The sequence below is a fragment of the Alcanivorax sp. genome (assembly GCF_040119285.1).
In the GTDB taxonomy this organism is placed as follows: Bacteria; Pseudomonadota; Gammaproteobacteria; order Pseudomonadales; family Alcanivoracaceae; genus Alcanivorax.
Window position 1 is genome coordinate 472,141 of the sequence record NZ_JBEDTY010000032.1, and the last position, 26,547, is coordinate 498,687.

Consider the following 26,547-nt stretch of genomic DNA (forward strand, 5'->3'; position numbering starts at 1 on the left):
TGTTCACATCCGGAATACGCCGTAGCGTGTTTCTTCGATCGGTGCGTTAAGACTGGCGGAAATGGCGAGGCCAAGGACATCGCGGGTGTCCGCCGGGTCGATGACGCCGTCATCCCAGAGCCGGGCGCTGGCGTACCAGGGTTGCGCCATTTCTTCGTAGCGCTCAGTCATTTCAGTTTGAAACTCGAGGGCTTGTTCGTCACTCCAAACTTGACCTTTTTTCTTCAGGGAAGCTTGCTTCACTTGGGTCAATACACTGGCGGCCTGTTCGCCTCCCATTACCGAAATGCGGGCGTTGGGCCACATGAACATGAACCGCGGGTCGTAGGCTCGACCACACATGCCGTAGTTGCCGGCCCCGAAGCTACCACCGGTCACCACGGTGAATTTGGGGACGGTGGCGCAGGCCACCGCGTTGACCATCTTGGCTCCGTGCTTGGCAATGCCTTCGGCTTCGTATTTCTGGCCGACCATAAAGCCGGTGATGTTCTGCAGGAACAGCAGAGGGATCTTGCGTTGGTTGCACAGCTCGATGAAGTGCGCCCCTTTCTGGGCAGATTCCGAGTACAGCACGCCATCATTGGCAAGAATGCCCACCGGGTAGCCGTGAATTCGGGCGAAACCGCACACCAGAGTGGTGCCATAGCGGGATTTGAATTCGTCCAGTTCCGAGCCGTCCACGATGCGAGCAATCAGTTCCCGAGCGGGCATGGGTTGGCGTGTGGTTGTGGGAATGACGCCGTACAATTCGTCAGGGGCGTAGGCTGGTGCCTGCACAGGCAATCGTTTTACTTGATCTGGTTTGTGCCAGTTCAAGTGGGCAATACATTGTCGCGCTAGCTCGAAGGCGTGGGGTTCATCTTCAGCCAGGTGATCCGCAACGCCTGATTGTTCGCAATGCAGGTTGGCACCGCCCAGGTCTTCAGCGCTGACCACTTCACCGGTAGCCGCTTTTACCAGCGGTGGGCCGGCCAGAAAGATAGTGGCTTGTTCTTTCACCATAATCACTTCGTCTGCCATGGCGGGCACATAGGCGCCGCCAGCGGTGCACGAACCTAACACCACGCTGATTTGAGGAATCCCCCGGGCGGACATGTTGGCCATGTTGAAAAAAATACGCCCGAAATGTTCGCGGTCAGGGAATACTTCATCTTGACGGGGCAGGTTCGCTCCGCCGGAATCCACCAAGTAAATGCAAGGCAGGCGGTTTTCTGCAGCAATGGTCTGGGCCCGCAGGTGTTTTTTAACTGTAAGGGGGTAATAGCTTCCGCCTTTCACAGTGGGGTCGTTGGCGACGATCATGCATTCCACGCCTTGTACCCGACCGATCCCGCCGACGCAGCCGGCGGCGGGGACATCCTCCCCGTAGACACCGTCAGCGGCGAGGGCGGAAATTTCCAGAAACGGAGAGCCCGGATCAAGCAGGGAATTGATACGCTCACGAACGGGAAGTTTGCCGCGCTCACGCAAGCGCTGCTCCGCCGCTTCACCACCGCCATGGGCAATGTTGTCAAGCTTGTCCTGCAATTGCTGACGCAGTTGCAAGTTGTGCTCCCGGTTGGCCAGGAAATCAGGACTGTTGGGGTTGATCTGGCTATTAATTTTGGGCATGGATTATCTCGCAGGACGCCAGACGCAGAACGTCTGACGCCATAGTTTTCCGGCGTTGGGCTTCAGGCGTCAGGTCGTTTCATTAAACAACTCGCGGCCGATAAGCATGCGGCGGATTTCACTGGTGCCGGCGCCGATTTCATAGAGTTTGGCATCACGCAGTAGGCGGCCAGTGGGATACTCGTTGATATAACCGTTACCGCCCAAGGCTTGAATGGCTTCCAGTGCCATTTTGGTGGCGTTCTCGGCGCAGTAGAGAATCACACCCGCGGCATCCTTGCGGTTGGTTTCGCCGCGGTCGCACGCTTTGGCCACGTTATAGAGGTAGCTACGGCTGGCATTAAGCGTCACGTACATATCGGCGATTTTGCCTTGCATGAGCTGGAATTCGCCGATGGCCTTGCCGAATTGTTTGCGCTCATGAACGTAGGGAACGACCACATCCATGCACGCTTGCATGATGCCAGTGGTGGCGCCGGATAGTACGGTGCGCTCGTAATCCAAGCCACTCATCAGTACCTTGACACCGTCTCCCACGTTACCAAGAACGTTCTCTTCCGGTACCCGACAGTCTTGAAATACCAATTCGCAGGTGTTGGAGCCGCGCATGCCAAGTTTGTCGAGTTTTTGGGCTTGCGAGAAGCCGGCAAAACTGCGCTCAACAATAAAGGCGGTGATGCCGCGTGGCCCTGCGTTGGTATCGGTTTTGGCGTAAATTACATAGGTGTGCGCGTCGGGGCCGTTGGTGATCCACATCTTGTTGCCGTTGAGCACATAGTGGTCACCTTGTTTGTCCGCGCGCAGGGTCATGCTAACTACGTCGGAGCCGGCACCGGGCTCACTCATGGCAAGGGCGCCGATATGCTCGCCGCTGACCAGTTTGGGCAGGTATTTCTCACGCTGGGCATCGTTGCCGTTGAGATAAATCTGGTTAACGCACAGGTTGGAATGGGCACCGTACGACAGGGCAATGGAGGCAGAAGCCCGAGAAATTTCTTCCATCACCAGGGTGTGGGCCAGATAGCCCATATTGGCGCCGCCATATTCTTCGCTGACGGTAACGCCAAGGACACCAAGGTCGCCAAGCTTTTTCCACATCTCTACCGGGAACTCGTTACTGCTATCGACTTCGGCAGCGATGGGGGCGATTTCTTTCTGGGCGAAATGGCGGACGCTGTCACGCAGGGCAATCAGAGTTTCGTCTAAGTCAAAATTAAAAGTGCTATCAAACATGATCGGGGTTCTCCAAGGCAGTGAGGGCGTCTTCGCAGCGCTGGTTGGCGTCGTCCAGCTCCTGCTGCAGAGCCTGAATATCTCTAAGTTGCTGGTTCAGCTGGTCTCGACGCTGCTGGATTTTGCCTTGCAGTGCCAATAGCTGATTGCGGTTATCACCGCTGGGCTGATACATCTTGATCAACTCCCTGGACTCGGCCAGGGAGAACCCAAGGCGTTTGCCACGCAGAATCAATTTTAATGTGACCCGGTCCGCAGGAGAGTAGACCCGTGTCTGCCCCCGTCGTGCCGGGCTGAGCAGCCCCTGATCTTCATAAAAGCGAATGGTGCGGGTCGTCACGCCGAATTCCCGAGCCAATTCGCCAATGCTGTATATCTGTTTTTTGAGCATGGCGAAATCCTAGGGGAGGTTTACGTTAACGTAAAGTGGTGATTTTGGCCTTTCCGGTCCGTGACACCGTGTTTACCTATGCCTAGACTCCGAGCTTAATCTACCGGGACAGTGGGAAGGACAATGAAAGAGACTTGGAGTCGCTGGGTGGTGGCACATCCAGTGTGGGTGCTATTGATTTGTATCGCGCTGTGCGTGGTCATGGCTACTGGTTTGCAGGGGTTTCGCAATAATAACGATCCACGCATTTTCTTTACCCAGGAAAACCCTGACTTCAAACGTTTTGTGGCCCTGGAAGACAGCTTTACCGCTAATGAGGTGGTGTTGTTTGTGGTGCATCCGAAGAACGACCGGGTGTTCGAGCCGCAAACCCTGGCGGCGATTGAGTCTCTCACCGACGATGCCTGGACGCTGCCGTACTCCACCCGGGTGGACTCCCTGACCAACTTCCAGCATACCGAGGTAAATGGCGACGAACTGTATGTGGCGCCTTTGGTAGAAGATGCCGCGGGCATGGCACCGGATGAGATAGCCTTGGCACGCGCAATTGCGCTGAAGGAGCCAGCATTGGTTGGCCGACTGGTCTCTGACAAGGGGCACGTGGCCGGTATCGTTGCCACTGTAACCATGGGTGAGGGCAACACCGAAGCGCCGGTGATTACCCAGGCTGCCCGCGAGATGGCACAGGCCTACCGGGAACGTTACCCGGATATCGAGTTTATGGTCACCGGTACGGTGGTGTTTTCCCAGGCTTCTGCCGATGCCACCGAACAATCCATGGTGACCACCTTGCCATTGGCTTTTCTGGTGATGCTGCTGTGTCTGTGGCTGATTATGCGCAGTGCCATTTTTGTGATTGTGACGGTGATGGTGATCGGGTTTTCCATCGCCTCGGCTATGGGCATTGCCACGTGGCTGGGGGTGGAGTTTTCGCCCATCGTGGGTATGGCACCCGCCATGATTCTGACCCTGGCAGTGGCGGATTCAGTCCATATTCTGGCCAGCTACCGGCACGAATGTTTGCAAGGCAAGGAACGGGCCGCGGCGATGCTGGAAAGCCTGCGTATCAATATTCAGCCGGTCTGGCTGACCAGTTTTACCACCGCGATTGGCTTTGCGATCCTGAATTTCTCCGAGTCTCAACCGTTCCAGGCTTTAGGCAATGTGGTGTTGATCGGGGTGCTGCTGGCGTTTGTGTTCTCGGTCATCCTGTTGCCGGCTCTGGTGATGTTGCTGCCGCACCGTATTCAGCCGGGTAAGCAGCGGGATTTTGCTCCCTTGATGGCGGCGCTGGCCGCGCACCTGAATCGCCATTTCAAACCCTGGTTGCTGGGGATGTCAGCAGTGGTAGTGGTGCTGACCACCGCCATCGGATTGAACCGTATCAATGATGTGTTCAACGAGTATTTTGATGAGACGTTCGAGGTTCGTCAGGTGAATGATTTCGCCATGAACAACCTTACCGGCATGCATCGTATCGATTATGCGGTGCATTCCGGAGAGTCTGGCGGGGCCATGGAACCTGTGTACCTGAAGCATATTGACGATTTAATTATCTGGCTGGAGCAGCAGGATGAGGTGGTTTATGCCACCGCCTACACGGACGTCATTAAGCGGCTCAACCGAGATATGCACGGAGGTGATTCGCACTGGTATCGCATTCCGGAATCCCGTGAGCTGATTTCCCAGTACACCTTGTTATATGAATTGTCGTTGCCCCAAGGGTTGGGCCTGGAAGACCAATTGGATATCGACAAGAGGCAGGCGAGGGTGATCGTCATGCTGGAAAACATTGGTTCGCACCCGGTTCTGGAATTCAATGACCGTGTTGAAGCGTGGATGCAAGATAACTGGCCGCAACACATGCAGAGTAAAGGCACCGGCATGGACATCCTGTTTGGCCGGGTCACCATGCGCAATATTCAAAGTATGCTCGGTGGTGCGCTGGTCGCCCTGATCAGTGTCTCGGTGCTGTTAGTCATAGCGCTGCGATCTGTGCGCTACGGCGCCTTGTCATTATTGCCCAACCTGTTGCCGGCGGCCATGGCCTTTGGCTTGTGGGGGCTGGTGAACGGCGAAATTGGGCTGGCAGTCTCGGTGGTGGCCTGTATGACCCTGGGGATTGTGGTCGATGACACCGTGCATTTCCTCAGCAAATATGTGCGTGCCAAACGTGAATTGGGGCTCAACACTGAACAGGCGGTGGAGTATGCCCTGCGCACCGTTGGCGTAGCACTGGTGGCTACCTCGGTGGTATTGGTCGCCAATTTTGCGGTGATTGGTACCAGTCATTTTTACCCTAATTCCAGCATGGGGCAGCTATCGGCAATCACCATTGCCATGGCGCTGATTGTGGATTTCTTCTTTTTTGTGCCGTTGCTGGTTGCTCTGGACCGCCGCAAGCAGACCCGAGCCGGTGGATAGGCTCTAGCCAGTGTGATGAGGCGGTGTTAACGTAACGCGAAACCGGTTTTTCCCGTTTCTTCGGAACAAAACACAGTGTCATACAAGAAAGATCGAAAGGTTCTTAAACGCGTAGATTATGGGGCCGCCAAAAACTCCTTGATGGGAGTGTTGGCGGCTCTTCTGGTTTATGCACTTGTCTTTGCTTGGGGTCAGGTCTACCAGAGCTTCGAGCTGGAAGCGCTGATAGGGGGTGGCGCCGTACTGGTCGTTACCGCTTACCGGTTATGGCTGGTGGCGCGCTTTGATGCCCTCTACGGTGCTGGCCCCGCACGTTGGCGACGCCTGTTTGGGGTGGGCTTGGCGCTGCATGCCTTGTTGTGGGGGTTGCTCCCGGCTTGGCTGATTTGGCGGCTGGGGACCGGTTTCAATTTTTTCGTGGTGATTCTCTATAACGTCGGCGTGACGACGGCCCTCGGTAGCTCCTGGATGGCGGGCTTGCGAGTGCGCCAAGCCTATATTGTATTGATGTTCTTGCCGACAATGGCGGTATTACTGTTTGCGGGAAGCTTGCACGATTGGGTATTGGCGGTACTGATCGGTTCCTATGCGTTCTACTTGTTCCGGCTTTACCGCGGTCAGTACGAGACGTTCTGGCATGCCATGACCCGTGAGCGGCGTGGTCCAGTGGACCGTAAAAAACCGGTGCGCAGCAGTACCGAAGTGCAGCTGAGCCTGGTGTATCGACTGGCCCATGAACTACGCACGCCGATGAATTCGTTGATGGGGATGATGTCGTTGCTGGAAGACACTCGCCTTAATGACGAACAGAAAGACTACCTGCAGGTGGCGGGGCAAAGCGGCAAGTTGTTATTGACCCTGATTGATGACGTTCTGGATTATTCCCGCATTCTTTCCCGTCGCATTACCCTTAACTCGGATTATTTTGATTTCCGCGCAGCGATCGAACAGTCGTTGGAAGCCTTCGGCCCTATGGCTCAGACGTCTGGTCTGGAACTCACTTGCGTGATTGACCGGATGTTGCCCAAACGTATTCGCGGGGATCGCGAGCGATTGATGCAAGTGCTTAATAACCTGTTCAGCAATGCCATCAAATTCAGTGAGAAGGGCGAAATTCGTCTTGATGTGGATTTTACTGCTGAAGGTGAGAGTGGCGGTGTGCTTAGGGTACGGGTTAGCGACCAGGGCGCAGGCATGGACCCGGAAACTTTGCGCCATTTATTCCAGGATCGCTTTATCGAGGAGGGCCAGGACGTGTACAGCAGCCATCATACCGGGTTTGGTTTGTTGGTCTGTAAGGGGTTAATTGACGCCATGGGAGGCGCACTGGGCGCAGAAAGCGTGCCGGGCGAAGGCTCTACTTTCTGGTTCACCGTACCGGTGCAAATGCAACCGGATATGCGCGAAGCGCAGAGCTTGATCCGCGCACTGAATGGCGCCCAAGCCGTGGTCGTTGGGGCCGCGTCGGGCACGGTTTCGAGTATTCAGGAAGAGTTGGAAGCGCTGGATTGCCAGGCTTCTTCTGCCATGGGCTATGATCATGCACTTCAAGCTTTGCGTGCGGGGCATCGTGAGCAGAGTGATTTTGACGTGTTGTTTGTTGATACCTGGTCGCGGGCAGAGTTGGCATTGAATTTATGCCGTAACGTGCTCGAAGACCCCTCGCTCCGCCCGGTACGTCTTGTGCTGCTGGCTACCATCGAAGAGCGTAGCCATGCGGCAGTACAGCAGCTGATTGATAAACATGATTTGGTGGTGCTGGTACGGCCAGTACATCGCACCGTATTGCGACAGGGCCTGGCAAGGCTGGTGGGCTTGCAACGTCACGTTCCTGTAGGGGACGCTCCTCGTCAAACCCCGGAAGAGCGGCAGCGGCGCAAACGGTTCCGGCTGATGCTGGTGGAGGACAACGAAGTAAATCAGCTGGTTACCCGGGGCATGCTGAGCAAGTTGGGCTATCAGGTGAAAACCGTGAGCAACGGTGAAACGGCACTGGCGTTGCTGGAGCAGGAACCCTTTGATCTGGTGTTAATGGATTGCATGATGCCGGAAATGGATGGTTTTGAAGCGACCCGTCGCCAGCGAGAAATGGAACAGAGCAAAGCGAGTCTGCGTACCCCGATTGTTGCGATTACCGCCAATACAGCGGAAGGCGTTCAGGCCCGTTGCCTGGCCGCTGGCATGGATGATTTTCTTGCTAAACCGGTGCATCTGGATGCACTGGAAACAGTACTGCGGCGCTGGCTGCCCGAGCAGCCTGCCAGAGATGGGGAAAAGCAATGACAAGAAGAGCCTTGCTGCTGGGAGCAACCGGGCTGGTGGGTCGTGATTGCCTGGAAAACCTGCTTGCCTGTGATGATTATGAAAAAGTGAGTGTGCTGACACGCCGGCCCTTATCGGTGGCGCACCCCAAGCTAGATGTGCAGCGGGTAGATTTCGATAATATCGAGGCGTGCCAGGATAGTTTCCAAGTTGATGATGTTTTTTGCTGTCTGGGCACGACCATGAAAAAAGCCGGTTCGCGGCAGGCATTTCGGCATGTGGATCATGACCTTGTGCTGTTGGCCGCCAACATGGCGCGGCGAGCCAATGTGCAGCGTTTTCTGGTCGTTTCGGCGGTGAGCTCCAATGCCCGCTCGCCGTTTTTCTACTCACGGGTAAAAGGGCAGATGGAACGCGCGTTGATCAAGCTCGACCTGCCACTGTTGGCCATTCTGCAGCCGTCACTGTTACGCGGCGAGCGTGAAGACAAGCGCCGGGCAGAGGACTGGGGCAATATTTTCAATCGAGTGATTGAGCCACTGACACGCTGGACCGATGCCCACTGGCTTCCCGTGGACAGCGGCAAGGTGGCTGATGCCATGGTTGGTATGGCATTGTTGGGACCGGATACCGGCCTGTACCGATTGCGTTACCGGGATTTTCTGGTGTTTGCCGGCAAATTCCGCGAGAAAATGAATAAGACAGCCTGAAAGGCTTTGGCTACAACCTGAACAAATAACCGAAGGAGTCAGTATGACCTTTGTGACTTGCGATCTTTGTGATGACAACGCCGATAGCGTTTGCGTGGTAACCGGACTTAACTGGCTCAGCTATGGCGGCCGCGACGCATTTGGTGGCGAAATCGTCACTGTTAAGTGCTTTGAAGACAACAGCCGAGTAAAGGAACACTTGGGCACCGACGGTAAGGGCAAGGTGCTTGTGGTTGATGGTGGTGGCAGCCTGCGCAATGCGTTGATCGGCGATATGATTGCAGAAAACGCGGTGAAAAAGGGGTGGGAAGGCGTAATTATTTACGGCGCCTGCCGGGACGTGGATGCCTTGGCCAAGTTGGACATTGGCGTTGTCACCCAGGGCTGCGTGCCGATTAAATCGGTTCGCCGCGATGAAGGGCAGTTGAACATCGATATCACTTTCGGCGGTGTTGTTTTTCGGCCGGGTGAATTCGTATATGCGGATAATAATGGGATTATCACTGCGCCCAAGGCCTTGATCTAAGGCCTGATATTGACGATTGTTGGCAAAAATTCTGCTATAAAAGAACAGGGATGAGCCGGCACGAGGCCGGCGACCATCGCACAGGGGATAATTATGCTTAAGTCCATGCAGGTAGCGGAATACATGAGCCGCCGTCTTGTCACCTTTTCCCCCGATATGTCCGTCAATGAAGCCATCCGTACCTTGCTGGAAAATCAGATTTCCGGTGGCCCGGTGGTGAATGAGGCGGGCAGCGTGGTAGGGGTCTTTTCTGAATCTGACTGTCTCAAAGGAGCGCTGGAAGCAAGCTACCACGACACAGAAATTGGTTCGGTAAAAGAATATATGAGCGTGGATCTTCAGACCGTGGAAGGCTCGGATTCTATTCTTGATGTGGCAGAAATTTTCCTTGCGGATCACCGTCGTCGGCTGCCGGTGATGGATAATGGGAAACTGGTCGGCCAGATCAGCCGCCGGGACTTGCTTCGCGCCATGGAAGACTTCGGGCGGCGCACGCTGTAACGATTAACTCAACATTTTTGAACGCTTTTTTTAACGTTGAACTCCGGGGGGAGTATAACCATGAACCAACCTTATCAAGCGCCTAACGCGGATGTGTCCGTTGCCGGTAGTCAGGAGACGTATCAGCCCAAGTTTCTATCGCTGTCTGGCCGTATTGGGCGCATGCGGTATTTTGTCTATGCGGCGGGCCTTACGCTGCTTTTCTATTTGGTCATGGGCGTTGCTGCAGCCATTATGCTCCCTGGCATCATGAGTGCGGGTCAGAGTGCTATTGGTGCGGGTGCCATGATTATAGGGTTGATTACCACGGTGGCTTTTATTGCTTTGATGGTGATGAGCTGGGGTTATATGGTGCGTCGCCTCAATGACATCAACGCCAGCGGCTGGTTGAGTCTGGTAATGCTGGTGCCGATTGCCAACCTGGTGTTGGGCCTGGTGATGTTGTTCAAGCGCGGTAGCGAGGGCAGCAATCAGTACGGCGCCGCACCGGTGAGTAATTCAGGCGGTGTGAAAGCAGCCTTTGTGATTGTGCTGTTGCTGATGGTGGGCTATTTCGGAGTATTGTTCCCGATTACCTTGGCAAATTATGCGAATTATGCGCAACAGGCCCAGATGCAGCAGATGGATTATTCCGAATACTGATCTCAGTTTGAAATTGAAAAAGGGCTATCGCGTATGCATTACTGCGTGAGCCATGGACCATCTTGCCGCCGCAGCATAGCGGAAACAAAAAAGGGGCTCTGAAGAGCCCCTTTTTATTGCCTGACTAAACCTTACGGCAGCAGGTGAGAAACAGCATCACGTTCTTCGGCCAGTTCCTGCTCGGTGGCTTGCATTTTGCCACGGGAGAAGTCATTGACCTCTAGGCCCTGAACGATAGTCCAGTCGCCATTCTTGCAGGTGCAAGGGAAGGAGTAGATCAGGCCTTCCTGAATGCCGTAGGAACCATCACTGTAGATGCCCATGGAAACCCAGTCACCTTCGTCGGTGCCCAGTGCCCAGGAACGCATGTGGTCCACGGCAGCGTTAGCAGCAGACGCGGCAGAAGACGCGCCACGGGCCTTAATGATCGCTGCACCACGCTGCTGTACAGTCGGGATGTAGTCGTTTTCATACCAGTCTTGCTCGACCTGATCAATGGCTACTTTGCCATCCACTTCACAGTGATGCAGATCAGGATACTGAGTGGAAGAGTGGTTGCCCCAGATGAGCATCTTCTTCACGTCATTGACGGTTTTGCCCAATTTGTTGGCCAGTTGCGCCATGGCACGGTTGTGGTCTAGGCGGGTCATGGCAGTAAACTGACGGGGATCGATGTCAGGCGCGTTGCGTTGGGCGATCAGGGCATTGGTGTTGGCTGGGTTACCGACAACGAGAACCTTGATGCCTTTGCTGGCATTGTCGTTGATGGCTTTGCCCTGGGCGGAGAAGATGGCTGCGTTAGCTTCCAGCAGATCTTTACGCTCCATGCCCGGGCCACGCGGACGAGCACCAACCAACAGCGCGTAGTCGGCGTCTTTGAAGGCCACGTTGGCATCGTCGGTACCGGTGATACCGGCAACCAGCGGGAATGCGCAATCTTCCAGCTCCATGATGACCCCGTTCAGGGCTTCCAGAGCCGGGGTGATTTCGAGCAATTGCAGAATAACGGGCTGGTCTTTGCCGAGCATGTCGCCGGAAGCGATGCGGAACAGCAGGGAATAGCTGATTTGGCCAGCGGCGCCGGTGACGGCTACGCGTACGGGTGCTTTCATGAACAATCTCCTAGCTTTAATTCGGGAGAACTTATGTGGCTGAAGCCGAGAGGACCGCTGAGCAAGGTCAATGGGTCAGGGTCCATGACGGCGCGCATTATAAAGGACCCGACGGCTAATCGCACGGAATCAGAGGTATATATATGAGCAACTGGGATGTGCTGGTTGTGGGCGCGGGCCAGGCGGGCTGCGCAGCGGCCTGGGATTTGGCCGCTGCCGGCCTGCGTGTGGCGGTGATTTCCCGTGCCCAATCCCGTGCTAAGCCCTGTGCGGGCGGGGTTACCGAAAAAGCGCTGGCTCGTTATCGGTTCAGTATTGCATCGGTGGTTCGCGAAACGGTGTCCACCCTAGCGGTGAGTCATACCTCTTCGCCCATTCGCCACCTGAGTGCCCGAGCACGGTTCTGTGTGATGACTGAGCGGTCAGAGCTGGATGCTCTTTGCCGGGCCAAGGCTGAGCAACAGGGCGTCGTGTTCTACGACACCGCAGGGCTGCGCTCACTACATCAGGAGGCGAACAAGGTTTCTGTGCAGACCCGGGAAGGTCAGCGCTTCAACGCCCCCTGGCTGGTCGCTGCGGATGGTGCCAACAGTGCTGTGGCGCGGATGCTGGGAGAGCGGCATCTGCGCGGTGCCATGGCAATCGAGGGGTGCGTACCCCGCAAAAACATACGCGATTACCCTCCCATGACGCTGGACTTTGGTGCAATTCGCGGTGGCTATGGCTGGCTGTTTCCCAAGGGGGACCATGTGAACGTGGGGCTCTATGTATGGCGCCATGGGGCGGCAGCGCCTGAGCGTTCCGCTCTGCAGCGTTACAGCCTTGCCCGTTTGGGGGTACAGGCCGAGCACGTAGCGGGCTATCCTCTGGGGACGTGGCTGCCTAACACCCGGTTGGTTAATGGACGGGTGCTGTTTGTGGGCGATGCGGCAGGGTGCACGGAAGCATTGTTGGGAGAGGGGATTTACGGCGCGGTACTTAGTGGGCAAATGGTTGCCCAGGCGTTACTGAGCAGTGAACCGGAAATGGCCTATCCCGCCTCACTAGCAGGCTGGCGCGAAGAATTACACCAAGTCACCCGGCTTGGGCAGCTGTTCTATGGCCTATTGCCCATTTCTACACGAGTACTGCAAAGCCGGCTGGGGGCGACACTGGTTGATGGTTTTGCTCAGGGCCTGACCCTGGGGCAATGCAAGCGCCAGTGGCGGGGGGCTCAGTCGTCGAAAGGCTGATGGCCTTGATTGCCCCGATATTGCACCGGTGTGACCCTGAACCAGCGTTTGAAGGCGCGGTTGAAGGCACTTTGCTCGGAGTAACCCAGGTCTAGCGCTATCTGGTTAACGGAACGTTCGCTGTGCAGCAGCCAGTCGCAGGCGAGGCGGCGGCGTTCGTCTTCCAGCAGGCTGGAAAAATCGGTGTTCTCGGCGCGCAATTGCCGGCGCAAAGTCCAGGGCTTTATACCGAGCTGATCGGCAATGGGTTCCAGTTGCGGCACGCCCTGTTGCAGGCGTTTCTGAATTTCTAAACGCACCTGTTCCAGTAAATTGTCTCGGGCGTGGTACTGGGTGACGGCCCGTTGCATACGTGAACGGGCCACCTTGTGGACTTCCGGATCGGCATCGCGCAGGGGCAAATCCAACAAGTGGCCGGGTAATACGATGGCGTTTTCTGACTGGCCGAAGCTCACGTCGCAGCGGAAGATGCGCTGATATTCAGCCTCATCGCCTTGCGGCGAATGTTTGAAAAGAATCTGCGTTGGGTTTAGTTCCTGGCCAATTAGCCAGCGACCATAAATGATAGCGGCCGCAAAATTGGCGTCTACTCGTGCTGGATAGGTTGGCAGCTCCTCCAGGTCGCTTTCCCACATTAAGCACAGCGTTTTGTCGCCATGATCTTCTCGCCACTCGAAGCGCAATTGCGCGTATTCAGTGGTGACTTCCATAAAGGGAATCATCAGCTCAATGGCATCTCCCAGCGTGGCGCTGGACATGCTGGCATAACCCAGTTCCCCCATGAAACGCGGGCGAATCCCTTCCCCCATGTGTAGACCGAATAGGGGGTCGGCGCTGTCGGCAATGGCCTGCCTCAGTAACTGATTCTCGATGGCCATGGATATTCGCGACTGGGGGTCTTCTAGATCCTCGTTGCTGATTCCGGATGCTACTAGCGCATAGCTCAGGTCCACACCGGCACGCAGCGCTGCATCCAGCAAATATTCCACCCAGAAAGGGGCGACAGTTTTATGCTTCAAAGAGGAGGATAGGGTAGCGGACGGCATAGGCTCGCAATTGTTGTTATGGCGTCAGAGGGTCACTAGATAACGAAACGGGGCGCGGCAAGTCAACACTTGGCGAAGGGTTAGGCCTAGATTGATGGCTTATTGAGCGAGTTAGTGAACTTATGGCCTGAACGGCGCGGTACAGGCAACAGAGGGGTAAAGATAAAGTAGGAAGGGGGGAGGCTCGCTGGCGCGTATATAGCCGGTTGCCTTTGTTCTCTAGACGGATGTAGACACCAGAACAGCGTTATTGATTTTCTCTATAGAGCTTCAGTTTCGGTCGCCACTTGTTCGTAGCGTTCGTAGACGCGTTTGCGATGGCGGTGGTCTTACTCATCGCGGCTTCTCTTGGTAAAAATTCAATGGGTTTTCAACGCTCTCCGCAACGGCCCAATGAAGGAGTGAACAAGGGTAGGCGACTAATAAGTTGTGATGGCTCATGTTCTCTAATAATTGAACAGCAAGCCCAGCCTACGCTTTAGGACGTATTTTGTTAGGGTAATGGCCTTATCTTTCGGTCGGCTAACCGGCGTGTGAACCAGGAGTGAGGACGATGACAGCAACAATTCGTCAGGGACGTTATCAAGGGCTTAGCAGCAAGGGCGTAACGGAGTATCGAGGTGTGCCGTTTGCCAGGGCGCCACTGGGTGAGTGGCGCTTTAAAACCCCTCAGCCGCTACCGGACGGCGAAGACAGTGTTAGCGCTGACCGTTACCCGCTTGCGTCACTGCAGCCGCGCAATCCTGTAATGGGAATTCAGGAATCCGGTGAGGATTGTCTTTACCTGAATATCTGGGTCCCTGAAGGTGAGGGACCGTTTCCGGTAATGGTGTGGTTCCATGGCGGAGGCTATATGGCGGGCTCCACGTCCCAGGTTCTCTATAATGGCGCAGAGCTGGCACGCAGCCAGAACGTGGTAGTGGTTAATGCGGCATACCGACTGGGCGCCATGGGCTTTGCGGATTTTTCGGTGGTGGCGCCAGAGTTGGAGGCGGATACCAATCTGGGCCTGCGCGATCAGTTGGCGGCGCTGCAATGGGTACAAGAGAACATTGCCGCTTTTGCTGGCGACGATAAGCAGGTGACGATCTTTGGTGAGTCTGCTGGTGGCTTCAGCGTCTGCGCATTACTGGCCTGCCCGCAGGCTGATAATTTATTCCAGGCGGCTATTGTGCAGTCCGGGGGAGCGGATTTTGTGCTAGCCCCGGACCAGGTACGCAAGGTCACTGATGCGTTTGTGGCAGCCTTGCCAGGCGACGGCAGCGTCGCCGAAAAGCTGCTCAGTGCGGATAACAAGGGCTGGGTTAAGGCCCAGAATGCGGCGGTGAAAGTGTTGGTGGATCGAGGCCTGCGCACCACCACACCCCAATTTGCCATGAACTTCCTGCCCATGGTGGATGGTGACGTGCTGCCGCAATTGCCGGTTGATGCCATCGCTGCCGGCGCCGCTGCCAACAAGCGTGTAATGGCTGGCGTATGTCGTGATGAATTCAACTTCTTCCAGTACGCCGGCGTGCTGGCGGGGACAACAACCATGGCTGCCCTGAAGGACATTAGCGACGAGGAAATTGTGCGCCGATTCGAGCGTGCTCTGCCCGGTAATGGCCGCCGTGTTTTTGATTATTACCAGACAGCGGTGGAGCCGGATGCACGGCGCAGCCACCTGGACTGGTTAGCGGCTATGGAATCCGATCGTCTGTTTCGGGTGCCCACAGTGCGCCTGCTTGATGCCCAGAGCCAGCATGCTCAGTGCTGGGGGTTTCAATTTACCTGGCCCAGCGAGCCCTTCGGTGTGCCACTGGGGGCCTGCCATGTGGTGGACGTGCCCTTTGTCTTCGGTGTGACAGATACCCCAGCGGGCATGTATTTCACCGGAGGCACGAGTGAAGCGCGGGCGCTGTCTCATCAGGTGCAGGCAGCGTGGGGCACTTTTGCGCGGGGCGATGCGCCAGGCTGGGATGCCTGGCAATCGGGCCGTCAGGTGCGCCAGCTGGGCCCGGGAGAGACCATGGCTTCCTTGCTGGATGAGCGTGGCGAACTGCTCTGGCGGGACATCATTCCGGTGGCCTGAACCGGATTTCCACTACCACACAAAACCCGTAGAATACGCCCCCCCACAGGGGGCGTTACGCCTTGCGCGCAGCTGATATAATCTCCCTATCCGCAGTACTTTCTGCAGTGCTTTTCTGAAACGGTTCTGGCCGAGGTGGACTATGAGTGTAGCGACATTGATCGAGCGCAAGGTTTTCGAGGCGGTGCCTGTGGCACATTTCGCCCTGGAAAATGAAAGCCAAAAGCACAGCGTGCCGCCGAACTCGGAAACCCACTTCAAGCTGGTTCTGGTGAGTGAGGTGTTTGCCGGCATGATGCCGGTGCGTCGCCACCAGATGCTCTACAAGATTCTTGCTGAAGAGTTGGAGGGGCCTGTGCATGCGTTGGCATTGCACACCCATACGCCGGCGGAATGGCAGGCCAAGGGGGGAGAGATTCTGGCGTCACCGCATTGCCTGGGTGGCAGTAAACATGACCCGCAATTCAGCAAGGGAGAATCAACGTTGGGAGAGGAGTCGTGAGTACCCAGCATCGGGTGGAAACCCCGGACAGTATTGTAGTGGCGGCGTTGTACAAATTTGTTCGGCTGTCCGGGTTCGAGCAATTGCAACAGCCGCTGCTGGATCTGATGCACGCTAACGATGTGCGCGGCACTTTGCTGCTGGCCAACGAGGGCATTAACGGCACAGTTTCCGGCCCCCGTGCCGGGGTGGATACGGTGTTGGACTGGCTCAAGAGCGACGAACGCCTGGCGACGCTGGAGCATAAGGAGTCTTTCCACGACGAGCATCCATTTTTGCGTACCAAGGTGAAGCTAAAGAAAGAGATCGTCACCATGGGGGTGGAAGGTATCGACCCCACCCGCACCGTGGGCACCTACCTGTCACCGCAGGAGTGGAATGAAATTATTGCCGATCCGGACACGGTGTTGATCGACACCCGCAATGATTACGAAGTGGAAGTTGGTACCTTCAAAGGCGCGATTAACCCCGAGACGCGCACCTTCCGGGAGTTCCCAGAGTACGTTAAGCAAACCCTGGATCCGCAAAAGCACAAAAAAGTGGCCATGTTTTGTACCGGCGGCATACGTTGTGAGAAGTCCACGGCTTATCTGAAAGCGCAAGGCTTTGATGAGGTGTACCACCTGAAAGGTGGCATTCTCAAATATCTGGAAGAGATGCCTAAGGAAGACTCTCTATGGGAAGGCGAGTGTTTTGTCTTTGACGAGCGAGTGACGGTGGACCATGACCTGAATCCTGGCGAATTTGACCAGTGTCACGCCTGTCGTCGACCTATTAGCGATGAGGACAAGCGCTCAGCGCAGTTCCAGCTGGGGGTTTCCTGCCCGAAATGTTTCGATGAATCCTCACCGCAGCAAAAGCAGCGCTTTGCGGAGCGGCAGAAGCAGATTGAGCTGGCCCGCGCCCGTGGCCGCCAGCACCGCGGCCAGAACCCCCGCAAATCCTCCTGACAGGGCTATCGTGCTGACTTAGACTGGACGATTCCCGGTGTATCGTTCCAGCCTGGCCTCAATATAGTCGCGGTGTAGCCCATGCGGATTTTGGTTGTTGTTTTGATGAGCGTGCTCAGCGTGCCGGTGGCAGCTGGCACCGCTCAGGTGGCGGTGGCGACCAATTTCGCACACACACTGAAACGTCTGATTCCTTTATACGAGCAGCGCCATCCGGATGACCGGATCGGCGTGACGGTGGCATCCACCGGCAAACTGGCGGCACAAATTCGCCAAGGCGCGCCCTACGATATCTTCCTCGCTGCGGACCAGCGTCGCCCTGAAGAACTGGCTGCGGACGGTTTTCTGGATTCTGCCTCCATTCGCACTTATGCCCTGGGTGCTTTGGTGTTGTGGACACCCACTCGGGGCGCTCCGCTCGCCCCGCAGAGCCTGCGCCAGGGCAATGTTCAGCCACTGGCTTTGGCCAATGCTCGCACGGCACCTTACGGCGTGGCGGCGGAATCGGCACTGCTGCATGTTAAGCTGCCCCAGGGAGTGAAACGGGTCACCGCTGAAAACGTGGGCCAGAGCTATCACTTTGCCCACAGTGGTGCCGCCGCCGCAGCCTTTGTGGCATTGAGCCAAGTACAGCAGCAGGGCGGTAGCCAGTGGCGAGTGCCGGGGCACTGGTATGCGCCGATTGTTCAGCAGGGGGGCCTGTTAGGCAAGAATGATACTGCGCAGCGGTTTTATGATTTTCTTTTCAGCCCCCAGGCACGTTCCCTGATTGATCAGGCCGGCTATCAGGTGCCCGATGATACTTTCTGAAGGTGATTGGCTGGCTCTGGGCGTCAGTCTTCAGTTGGCGCTGCTGACCACGATTATCCTGATCGTGATTTGCACACCACTGGCCTGGTGGCTAGCGCGTCGCCGTTTGCCCGGGCAAGCATTGCTGGAAGCCGTGTTGGCGCTACCTTTGGTATTGCCCCCCTCGGTGTTGGGGTTTTATTTGTTGATCGGATTGGGGCCGAATGGGCCCGGGGGCTGGTTGGCTAATGTGGTTGAACAACGCTCGCTGGCCTTCACTTTTACCGGGCTGGTGGTGGGGTCGGTGGTGTATTCCCTGCCCTTTGTTCTGCAGCCGCTAAAGAATGCGTTTTCCGCTATCGATTCCAAACAGTTGGATATGGCTGCAGTGACGGGTGCCGGGCCACGGGATCGATTTTTCTCTCTGGTGTTGCCCCAGTGCCGGGAAGGGTATGCCTCTGCGGCGATTCTGGGCTTCGCCCATACCTTGGGTGAGTTTGGTGTGGTGCTGATGATTGGTGGCAGCCTGTCCGGACAAACCCGGGTAGCCTCCGTGGCGCTGTATGAGCATGTGGAAGCGGGGGATTATGTTAGTGCTCATCGGCTTGCCGCGGTTCTGCTTGGTCTGTCGCTGTTGCTGCTGTGGGGGCTGTTCCGCTGGCAGCGGGGCCGTTCAGGCCCAGGAGCCATGCCATGAGTCTGGCGTTGTCGATACGTGGGCGGCGTGGTGCTTTCCAGCTGCAAGTGGATGCCACCCTGCAACCCCAGGGGGTCACCGTGCTGTTCGGGGCTTCCGGTGCGGGCAAGAGTTCGTTGCTGCGCATGGTGGCTGGGCTGGATCCGTGCGAAGGCACGATCCGTTTTGCTGATCAGCTGTGGCGGTCTTCGGGGCTGTCGTCTCACGGTAAAAGGAATGTGGATTTGGCGGTCTGGCAGCGGCCCATCGGCATGCTGTTCCAGCAACCCACACTGTTTCACCATCTTACTGTGCAGGGCAATCTGAACTATGTGGCGAAGCGTCGCCATAGCCCCGCTGGGCAGGTCGAAAAAGTGATCGAACAGACCGGTATAGCGCCATTGCTGCCGCGTCGTGTGGACAGTTTGTCTGGCGGAGAGAGCCAGCGAGTGGCACTTGCCCGGGCCTTGTTGGGCACACCGCGGTTGTTGCTCCTGGACGAGCCGCTCTCGGCTCTCGGGGAGGAGCATAAGCGGGAATTGCTGGAGCTGATTGCCTTGGCGGCGCAAACGGTGCCGGTGCTGTATGTCACACACAATATGGCTGAGCTGCTACGTCTGGCAGACCAGGTCTGGCTGATGGAGCAGGGCCGGATAATTACTCAAGCGCCGGCGGCCCAGGAGCTGTCACGGCTGGATGGTGTGTTGGCTCAACGCGCGGACGCAACCGCTTTGCTGGCCGGTGAGGTGGGGCGTTATGCCAGTGAGGATCACTTGCAGAGCATCATCGTGGGAAACCACACTCTATGGCTGCCTGTTTCCCAGCGACCGGCGGTTGGTGAAGCGGTGCGGCTGCGGATTGCCGCCCGGGATGTAAGCCTGTGCCTTAGCGCGCCCAGCGACAGCAGCATCCTCAATATATTACCTGCCCGGGTGCTTGACCTGCGCGACGTGGGCCCCGGGCAATGTCTGGTTCAGCTTGGTTTGGCTGGGCAGTGTATCCTCGCCCGTATTTCCAGTCGCTCTGCACGTCAGCTTTCGCTGTTTCCAGGTACCGATCTTTATGCACAAATCAAAGCCGTGGCACTGGTGTAGTGGCGCCTGCGGGGCTGTTGCGCTGCGCGGGCTTAGCACAATGTTTATGCTTTTGCTCGCAACCCGCCTGGCTCCGCCAGTCGGCCGCTAGGCCGAAGCGAAGCTCCCCGGTGGTAATGGTGCTGGTGCCTGAGAAGAAGAACATGATTACCGTGATCAATTGCAGAGCCAGGATCACCCCCGGCGACCACAAGGTGGCCAGCCCCATGGCGAGTAGAGGCTGCAAATCGCCATGGCTAGGCAGTGCAATGCTAATGGCCACACCGTACAGGGCGGCCAGTAAAGCCATCAGCTGGTACACCGAGAACAGGGTACTGCCACCGCGATAATCCGCCCGCAACGTTTCCGAATAGACTCGCCACAGTTGGCTACCCACCAGACTCAGAGCAAAGGCGAGGGCAAATAGCTGGTGAAAAAACAGGGCGCTGCAAAACAAAGCCAGTGCGGTATACATTACGCAGGTCACCGCTTGTATGGGGATCACTTTGACGGCTTCCATTTCGCCTGCAAACGCAATTTTCTTGGTTTTGCCGATGAAGGCATGATTCAGCGTAGCAAACATGCGCTGAGCCCAGAGGGGTGCATCGTGTAATGCTTTTCCGTAGCAACAGCCGAAACTGATGCAGGCCAGTCGCCCGATACCTTCCCCTATTACATAGGCAATGGACATCGCGGCGAGCATGGGCAGGGTGGGCAGTGGCGTATCCCACCAGTGCTGGCTGGCCTTGTCGGCAAGCCAGAGAAAAATGGGCGCAATAATGATGCCGACAAAACTGGCGCCACCGACGGTAAAACCATGACGGTTTTTCTCTACCAGGGTGGCGATAATTTTCGCCGCCGGTAGGCAGATGATGAGAACGCCGAGGGTGAGAGCAAGGCTGGTTACCAACGACACACCAGCTGCGGCCGTTAACAGGATGAACGTGGCGACACCGAGACCTCCGGCCAAGCCGGTAAACAAGCCATAGAAAGTTAGATTAAGTCCTTGCCAAGAACCATCGTGGTTTTTCTTCAGCGGTAGTGAAGCAACAAACTGCCAGCGTTCCTCCGGCAAATGACGAAACAGTAGGCGAAACCCAAGCCCCAACAACAGGGCACAGACAAGCAAAAACAGATCCGCAGCCATTAGCTAGCTCCTTCGACGGTTTTAGCCAACACTGCGGGCATAAGGGGGCGAAGGAATGACAAAGTGATGACGCTTCAGTGACAGCGATGGAGGTGATGGTATCAGGGCAAAGAAGGGGGCAACGTTAAAGGTAATCAGTCCCGGTTACGCAGGAAGCTTTCCGCGGCTTGAGCGATCAATTCAGTGACAGAGCGGTCTTCTATCAAGGCCTGCATCTTTAAACGTTTGTGCAGATCGGCGGGGATATCCGCAGTCAGACGCCGGTAACCTTCACGGACCGCACCCTGACGCGGTGCTGTATGACGCGAGGCGCTAGTCACTTTTCTTGGGGCAGAAGCTCGCTTACGCGGGCGGGCTTTCTCTTCGAGAGTTACGAAATCAATCTGTTCCATGGGTGCTGCTGTGGGCCGGCAAAGATGCCGATCAGGTTACTGGAAAGAGCTATAAATGGACAGGATTGGTGCTTAATTTTATAGTGCAAAAAATAGCTCAAAAATTATTGTAGAGTTTGTATGGCCACGGGTTTTCTGCAAACCACGCTGCACGGCGAGTATGGTACGAATCATGCATCGGAGGGCAGAGATCGAGCTAAAAAAATAAAACACTGGGGGGAACATGGAAAACGTGGACGTGCTGGTCATCGGCAGTGGTTTCGGGGGTGCTGTTATGGCCTGCCGGTTGGCAGAGAAGGGTCGCAAGGTTGTGGTGCTGGAGCGTGGACGGCGCTGGCTGCCTAGTGATTATCCCTCTGTTTCACAGAAAGACTGGTTCTGGGATGAAGGAGAACCGGAAAAGCAGAATGGATGGATCGATTTCCGTAATTTCGGCGACATGAGCATCGCCATGGGCGCAGGCGTTGGTGGTGGGTCGTTAATCTATGCCAATGTCAGCATTGAGGCCAAGCCGGAAGCGTTCGACCATGGCTGGCCGCAAGCGATTAATTATTCCACTTTGAAGCCGTACTATGACATCACGGGTGTGATGCTTAATGTTCAGACCTTACCCGCCAGCCAGTGGACGCCTCGAACCCATTTGATGAAAGAAGCGGCAGACGCGGTGGGTGCGGGAGATCGATTCACGGTGGTGCCACAAGCCATTACATTCGACCCGGATTGGCGAGCGGAAAACGACGACTCTTTCGATTATCGTCACAGTAAGGTGTGGGTAAATGCCCAGGGCAAGCAGCAGGGTACTTGTACCCATTGTGGCAATTGTGATTTAGGGTGCCCGGTCAAGGCCAAGAATACCTTGGACCTTAATTATCTGGCGGCGGCAGAAAGCGCCGGGGCGCAGATCCGCCCGTTGCATCACGTGCGCACTATTCGCCCGCTGGCTTCCGGGGGCTTTGAGGTGCGCGCCATGGATCTGGATGCTCGTGGTTGGCGAGGCTTTAGGGCCAACAAGGTGATTGTGGCGGCCGGCTCCATGGGCTCCACTGAACTGTTGCTGCGTTGTCGAGATCAATACAAAACGCTCCCAAAATTAAGCCGCAAGCTGGGGCATAACTGGAGCAGTAATGGCGACTTTGCCACGGCGGCGTTCTACCGTGATCGGCAGATTTCACCCACCCGGGGGCCCACTATCACCAGCGCTATCGATTACCTGGATGGCTCGGATAATGGCGCCCGTTATTTTGTAGAAGACGGCGGCCTCCCGGATATCCTCGGCAGCTGGCTGGAGCGATTGGGTAAACAGTCCCGCTTTAATGACACGCGGTTAGGCGCCGCGATGCTCAAGTATGGCGATAGCAGCAATCCCTTTGGCAAAATGATGCCCTGGTTCGGCCAGGCCATGGATGAACCGGGTGGTACCTTTTCCTTGGGGCGGCGTTGGTATTGGCCCTGGAAGCGTGAGCACCTGAAACTGCGCTGGGACTACCGCAAGGCTGAAAAAGCGGTGCAAGGCTTGGCCGATCGCCATCTGGCATTGACTGCGGCCACAGGGGGAAGCCCGATGGCTCCGGTCACCTGGAGCTGGTTCAAGAATCTGGTTACCCCGCACCCTCTGGGCGGCTGCAATATGGCTGACTCTGTGGAACAGGGGGTGGTGAACCATGCCGGGGAAGTGTTCAATTACCCTGATCTCTATGTGATAGATGGCGCCATGGTGCCGCGGGCACTGGGCTTGAACCCGTCACGGACCATCGCGGCACTGGCAGAATATTGCGCCGCGCAGATGGATTGAATTCCCTGAGAGGAGTAACGCAACAGCATGAGTGATGCCCGTTTCCATATCGTTTTTTCCGGGAAGTTGGTCGGCGGCGCCGATTTGTCCACCGCGAAGAGCAACCTGGCGCGTTTGTTCAAAATGGACGATGCCCGGGTGGAGAAGTTGTTTTCTGGCCAGCCGGTAGTGATCAAGAAAGACGCCGATCAGGCTACTGCCATGAAGTTCCGGGCGTTGATGAAGCAGGCCGGTGCCGAATGCGAAGTCCGGCCGGTGTCCGGAGAGGCTGCGCAGCCGGCTCCAGCGCCGGAATCAGCGCAGAAGAAATCGGCTGCTCGGGTTGAATTTAGCCCGTCAGCCGGGCAAGACAGTATGGCGGATAAGAGTACAGGTGATCTGGAAACAGTGGGCACCATTCGTACTGGAGGTACCGGCTTTTCCGGCGCTTTCTCGGTAGCCGATCTGGGGGCAGACATGGATGACGCGGACCATGCGCCGCCTCCGCCGGCACCGGATGTCAGCCATCTGAGCATGGCGGCACCAGGGGAGAGCTTAGGGCAGCAGACGGAGGTGGTGCCCCCGGTGCAACCGGACATCAGCCATCTCTCGCTCAAAGATGAGGGGTGACATGTCGTTAACAGGCTTTCAGGTGCGTGTTAAGGCACCGACGCGGCCTGCAAGTCCACGTTATCCGGGTTCATTTCATTGAGTTGGTTGAGTAGTTTGTGACGGCTTTGCAAAGCGGGGTATACCGGGCTATCCGGGGGCACGGATACCATCAGTGCCTGCAACGCTTGGCGGGCATGGGGGATGCTGCGTTGACGAATCAGTTGATTAAGTTCAGCAAAGGCTTGATTGTCCTGCTTCATTTTGTCGAGTTCAGCCAGCTGTTTTGTATTATGCGTAAGGGCGCGGGCGCGCTTGATGGCAGAGCGGGCTCCTCGGCTGTCTCCCAGATTCAGTAGCTCTTCGATGGCCATGAAATTGGCGCTTAGATCCACGGCCGTTGTGCTGTCGCGCTGTTGAGTCTTTTTCGGCTCTTCTGCGGGAGCCGAGGGGGTGGTTCTCCTGGGGGTGGGCGTCGCTTGGTTTTTTTCGGCGCCAATGAGTGCAACTTGCCACTGCCCCAATTCGCAGCCTTGCGCGCCGGTGACCGATACCGCCCACACGTCACCCGCTTGCATGCCCAGGCCAATAAGGGTTTTCGAGGACCAGGTGCGCCAAAAGTCGGACCCAATTTCCAGGGTAACATCGACAAACGACTCACCATTGAGAGACCAGTGGTGATAGAGCGTCTGGTTGCTGCCATTGTGGACTTCAGTATAAAAAAACAGCTCGTCGGTGTCCGCCGGCACTTGGCTAACGGTATGGGTGGGTTCACGATTCTCTACTGCCGTGGTAAAGCTGGCTCGGGCCAGAGTTGGGCAGGCAGGCTGTGATTCGGTTTGAGCGATTGCCAGCACGGGCGCCAGCAGGCTTGCCAAAAGAATGACGCGCACGGATTCCCCCTGATAATTCCCTAGTCGCCACTTGGTCTTTTTATATCAGTGGCTCAGATAGTAAGCGTAGAGACTTGCAGTAATCGGGGCGTGGAACTGGGTCACGTTACGCCTGACCGCGTTGATCTGTGAGGGGAGGGGCTGGGGGAAAGTGGGAGTGGCGCCCGCACCAGACAAAAGCAAGGGGGGGCGCTGCGGTGGTCAGGCTGATTCGCCGCCTTCATCCGGGCCGTGAAAACACAAAAAAAGCTCTTCAATGAGCTCAGGAATGCCCAGAGCCATTTGCCGGATCACCTGAGTGTTTTCCCACAGGGCGTCCAGCGCTTCATCCTCATCTAGCCCAGAAATAAGAATAAAAGGTAGCAGCAGATTAGCGATGGTTTCTTCGTCGATTTCGTACCATTGGGGCTCGTTCACGAAGACGCCGGTCATAAACCCCGCACACCAGCTGGCCAGATCCTGCCCATCTTCTTCCTGGTAAGGGTCAAGCAGGCAAGGCAGATTAATGGTTTCGCCACTGAGCAGCTGGGTCACCAGTCGTTGGCGAAGCTGATTGAGTGCGGATGCCACGTCATCCGGGACGGGCATTTCCAGCTCATGGGCATAGTCTATGCTGTCGGCATCGCCGTCATCATGAGGGCCTGCGGCCAGGGCGCACAGCATGCCGTGAATTTCCGTCCAGGTGGGTGCGTCGTCACCCAGGAGGGCGAAATGCTGGCGGACCGTGTTTTTCAGGCTTGGATTGGTAATCTCAGACATGCTTTTCTCCCGGTGGCGAGCAAGCATACCGATAGACGCCCCGGGCCTCCACCGTCCTGTTGCTGTTGCCCTCCATGCCCCGAGCCTTTTCCTGATGACTGGCCCTGGGCGGGTTATTAGGGGTTTTCGGTTCAGATGGCCAGCTGGATACGGTTTCTGCCCAGGTCCTTGGCCTGATAGAGCGCACGGTCGGCCCGTCTAATAAATTGTTCGGCGCTTTCCTCGGGTTGATAGGGTGTCAGCCCGGCAGAAAATTCACAGGTCAGGTCCGGGGAAAAGGAATAATGCTGCTCCTTGAAGCGATGACGCAGACGCTCCAGTGCAGCTTGGCAAGCCTGGGTGCTGGTATGAGGAAACAAGACGACAAACTCCTCACCGCCATAACGGGCCAGCAGGTCGGATTTGCGCAGCCCCATGGCGGCGAGTTGGGCAAAGCGATGCAGCACGTCATCGCCTGCATGGTGGCCGTAAGAGTCGTTTACTTGCTTGAAATGGTCCAAATCGATGATCGCCAGATGAAGCGGGTTATTCTCCCGGTTCGCACGGGACATTTCTTCTTCTAGCCTTTCCAGAAAGTGACGACGATTATACAGGCCGGTTAAGTCGTCACGCACTGCAATGGCACTGAGTCGATTATGGGTTTCGTGTAACCGTCTGCGCTGTTCTCGCACTCTCGATTGCAGGTTATGGATATAGCCACCCATATAGACAAACCAGCCTAGGCCAAGCGCAAGAATCAGCCAGTGGCCAACCAAGTAGGAGAAAATCGCTTGTTGTGGGGCCTCAAACCATTCGTAGATCAGCAGACTGGTAAAGCAAAGCTGCGTGAAAGCCGCAATCAATAGCATCCGGCGTCGATCCAGTGCGAGCACGCCGAAGGTCATGACCATAAAATAGATGCTCAGCATGGCGCCGCGTAGTTCTCGAGAATAGTACAGGATGGCGGTGGTTAACAGGATCCCCACGGCCATTTGCATAATGGTCAGGCTGGGATCGCGGAACTGTTCGCTAATGCCGCTCCAAATTAGCAGATAGAAGAAAGCATTGATGGTAAGAATCAGCGCAAGCAGGATCAGATTGGGCGTGTTGGGCTCAAAAGCGGCGAGTTCCACACCAACAAAAGTGCCTGCCCACAATAAGCAATAAGAATAGAGCGCCATGAGTTGGCGTTTTAGCCGGATTGCTCGCTCCGGCGGAGCGGTAGACTTCAATGTAAGCACAGGCA

At 56.3% G+C, this 26,547-nt stretch carries 25 protein-coding genes; 15 read left to right on the forward strand and 10 right to left on the reverse strand.

Features of this window, described 5'->3' with window-relative positions; translation table 11 throughout:
• Positions 1-3: 3 nt before the first annotated feature.
• The 3 genes from ABNH10_RS11580 to ABNH10_RS11590 form a co-directional block, all read right to left on the reverse strand.
• A complete protein-coding gene (locus ABNH10_RS11580; RefSeq protein WP_349386079.1) occupies positions 4-1,611 on the reverse strand; it encodes a carboxyl transferase domain-containing protein in 1,608 nt (535 codons plus the stop codon).
• Positions 1,612-1,680: 69 nt separating this feature from the next.
• Positions 1,681-2,844: an isovaleryl-CoA dehydrogenase gene (locus ABNH10_RS11585; protein ID WP_349386080.1), complete on the reverse strand. Its 1,164-nt coding sequence runs from the start codon at positions 2,842-2,844 to the stop codon at positions 1,681-1,683.
• Positions 2,837-3,235 (reverse strand): MerR family transcriptional regulator, encoded by a 399-nt coding sequence (locus ABNH10_RS11590; RefSeq protein WP_349386081.1) that lies wholly within the window; start codon positions 3,233-3,235, stop codon positions 2,837-2,839. Before ABNH10_RS11590 ends, ABNH10_RS11585 begins: the two co-directional genes overlap by 8 nt.
• Before the next feature lie 123 nt (positions 3,236-3,358).
• Between ABNH10_RS11590 and ABNH10_RS11595 the strand changes: the two genes are divergently transcribed.
• The 6 genes from ABNH10_RS11595 to ABNH10_RS11620 all read left to right on the forward strand — a co-directional run bounded on the left by ABNH10_RS11595 (position 3,359) and on the right by ABNH10_RS11620 (position 10,300).
• Positions 3,359-5,659, forward strand: coding sequence for an efflux RND transporter permease subunit (locus tag ABNH10_RS11595; RefSeq protein WP_349386082.1), 2,301 nt, complete (start codon positions 3,359-3,361; stop codon positions 5,657-5,659).
• A 75-nt stretch (positions 5,660-5,734) separates the two neighbouring features.
• Positions 5,735-7,942 carry a response regulator gene (locus ABNH10_RS11600; protein WP_349386083.1) on the forward strand — a complete coding sequence of 736 codons (2,208 nt, stop codon included), beginning with the start codon at positions 5,735-5,737 and terminating at the stop codon, positions 7,940-7,942.
• A complete protein-coding gene (locus tag ABNH10_RS11605) occupies positions 7,939-8,631 on the forward strand; it encodes an NAD(P)H-binding protein (RefSeq protein WP_349386084.1) in 693 nt (230 codons plus the stop codon). Before ABNH10_RS11600 ends, ABNH10_RS11605 begins: the two co-directional genes overlap by 4 nt.
• Positions 8,632-8,674: 43 nt before the next feature.
• Positions 8,675-9,157: a ribonuclease E activity regulator RraA gene (gene rraA / locus ABNH10_RS11610; protein WP_349386085.1), complete on the forward strand. Its 483-nt coding sequence runs from the start codon at positions 8,675-8,677 to the stop codon at positions 9,155-9,157.
• Positions 9,158-9,250: 93 nt separating this feature from the next.
• Entirely contained in the window at positions 9,251-9,658 is a 408-nt protein-coding gene (locus tag ABNH10_RS11615) for a CBS domain-containing protein (protein WP_349386086.1), read from the forward strand.
• A 60-nt stretch (positions 9,659-9,718) separates the two neighbouring features.
• Positions 9,719-10,300 carry a DUF805 domain-containing protein gene (locus ABNH10_RS11620; protein WP_349386087.1) on the forward strand — a complete coding sequence of 194 codons (582 nt, stop codon included), beginning with the start codon at positions 9,719-9,721 and terminating at the stop codon, positions 10,298-10,300.
• Positions 10,301-10,431: 131 nt separating this feature from the next.
• On the opposite strand, the gene ABNH10_RS11625 is transcribed toward ABNH10_RS11620, so the two are convergent.
• Positions 10,432-11,412, reverse strand: a complete 981-nt coding sequence (locus ABNH10_RS11625; protein ID WP_035458261.1) for a malate dehydrogenase — start codon at positions 11,410-11,412, stop codon at positions 10,432-10,434.
• Between the two features lie 143 nt (positions 11,413-11,555).
• Here ABNH10_RS11625 and ABNH10_RS11630 point away from each other — a divergent pair, with 143 nt between their 5' ends.
• A complete protein-coding gene (locus ABNH10_RS11630; protein WP_349386088.1) occupies positions 11,556-12,644 on the forward strand; it encodes an NAD(P)/FAD-dependent oxidoreductase in 1,089 nt (362 codons plus the stop codon).
• Here the strand turns inward: ABNH10_RS11630 and ABNH10_RS11635 are convergent.
• The gene (locus ABNH10_RS11635) at positions 12,626-13,690 is read right to left on the reverse strand and encodes an AraC family transcriptional regulator (protein WP_349386089.1); all 1,065 of its coding nucleotides are present in this window, start codon (positions 13,688-13,690) and stop codon (positions 12,626-12,628) included. The genes ABNH10_RS11630 and ABNH10_RS11635 overlap by 19 nt on opposite strands.
• Before the next feature lie 553 nt (positions 13,691-14,243).
• On the opposite strand from ABNH10_RS11635, the gene ABNH10_RS11640 reads away from it, so the two are divergent.
• The 6 genes from ABNH10_RS11640 to modC all read left to right on the forward strand — a co-directional run bounded on the left by ABNH10_RS11640 (position 14,244) and on the right by modC (position 19,772).
• On the forward strand, positions 14,244-15,761 hold the full coding sequence (locus ABNH10_RS11640; RefSeq protein WP_349386090.1) for a carboxylesterase/lipase family protein: 1,518 nt from the start codon (positions 14,244-14,246) through the stop codon (positions 15,759-15,761).
• 142 nt (positions 15,762-15,903) lie between these two features.
• The gene (locus ABNH10_RS11645; RefSeq protein WP_349386091.1) at positions 15,904-16,263 is read left to right on the forward strand and encodes a BolA family protein; all 360 of its coding nucleotides are present in this window, start codon (positions 15,904-15,906) and stop codon (positions 16,261-16,263) included.
• On the forward strand, positions 16,260-17,213 hold the full coding sequence (trhO, locus tag ABNH10_RS11650; RefSeq protein ID WP_349386092.1) for an oxygen-dependent tRNA uridine(34) hydroxylase TrhO: 954 nt from the start codon (positions 16,260-16,262) through the stop codon (positions 17,211-17,213). The genes ABNH10_RS11645 and trhO overlap by 4 nt, the downstream gene beginning before the upstream one ends.
• Positions 17,214-17,294: 81 nt before the next feature.
• Positions 17,295-18,023, forward strand: coding sequence for a molybdate ABC transporter substrate-binding protein (gene modA / locus ABNH10_RS11655; RefSeq protein WP_349386093.1), 729 nt, complete (start codon positions 17,295-17,297; stop codon positions 18,021-18,023).
• Positions 18,010-18,699 carry a molybdate ABC transporter permease subunit gene (gene modB, locus ABNH10_RS11660; protein WP_349386094.1) on the forward strand — a complete coding sequence of 230 codons (690 nt, stop codon included), beginning with the start codon at positions 18,010-18,012 and terminating at the stop codon, positions 18,697-18,699. The genes modA and modB overlap by 14 nt, the downstream gene beginning before the upstream one ends.
• A complete protein-coding gene (gene modC, locus ABNH10_RS11665) occupies positions 18,696-19,772 on the forward strand; it encodes a molybdenum ABC transporter ATP-binding protein (RefSeq protein WP_349386095.1) in 1,077 nt (358 codons plus the stop codon). The genes modB and modC overlap by 4 nt, the downstream gene beginning before the upstream one ends.
• On the opposite strand, the gene ABNH10_RS11670 is transcribed toward modC, so the two are convergent.
• A complete protein-coding gene (locus tag ABNH10_RS11670; RefSeq protein WP_349386096.1) occupies positions 19,750-20,898 on the reverse strand; it encodes a prolipoprotein diacylglyceryl transferase family protein in 1,149 nt (382 codons plus the stop codon). The genes modC and ABNH10_RS11670 overlap by 23 nt on opposite strands.
• A gap of 134 nt (positions 20,899-21,032) precedes the next feature.
• On the reverse strand, positions 21,033-21,290 hold the full coding sequence (locus tag ABNH10_RS11675; protein ID WP_349386097.1) for a hypothetical protein: 258 nt from the start codon (positions 21,288-21,290) through the stop codon (positions 21,033-21,035).
• 223 nt (positions 21,291-21,513) lie between these two features.
• Here ABNH10_RS11675 and ABNH10_RS11680 point away from each other — a divergent pair, with 223 nt between their 5' ends.
• Entirely contained in the window at positions 21,514-23,082 is a 1,569-nt protein-coding gene (locus tag ABNH10_RS11680; protein ID WP_349386098.1) for a GMC oxidoreductase, read from the forward strand.
• A 27-nt stretch (positions 23,083-23,109) separates the two neighbouring features.
• Positions 23,110-23,691 carry a hypothetical protein gene (locus tag ABNH10_RS11685; protein WP_349386099.1) on the forward strand — a complete coding sequence of 194 codons (582 nt, stop codon included), beginning with the start codon at positions 23,110-23,112 and terminating at the stop codon, positions 23,689-23,691.
• A gap of 29 nt (positions 23,692-23,720) precedes the next feature.
• Here the strand turns inward: ABNH10_RS11685 and ABNH10_RS11690 are convergent, their stop codons facing one another.
• From ABNH10_RS11690 to ABNH10_RS11700, 3 genes are all read right to left on the reverse strand, one after another.
• Positions 23,721-24,563, reverse strand: a complete 843-nt coding sequence (locus tag ABNH10_RS11690) for a DUF2914 domain-containing protein (protein WP_349386100.1) — start codon at positions 24,561-24,563, stop codon at positions 23,721-23,723.
• A 201-nt stretch (positions 24,564-24,764) separates the two neighbouring features.
• The gene (locus tag ABNH10_RS11695) at positions 24,765-25,322 is read right to left on the reverse strand and encodes a YecA/YgfB family protein (protein WP_349386101.1); all 558 of its coding nucleotides are present in this window, start codon (positions 25,320-25,322) and stop codon (positions 24,765-24,767) included.
• 131 nt (positions 25,323-25,453) lie between these two features.
• Entirely contained in the window at positions 25,454-26,542 is a 1,089-nt protein-coding gene (locus tag ABNH10_RS11700) for a GGDEF domain-containing protein (RefSeq protein ID WP_349386102.1), read from the reverse strand.
• Positions 26,543-26,547: the final 5 nt, after the last annotated feature.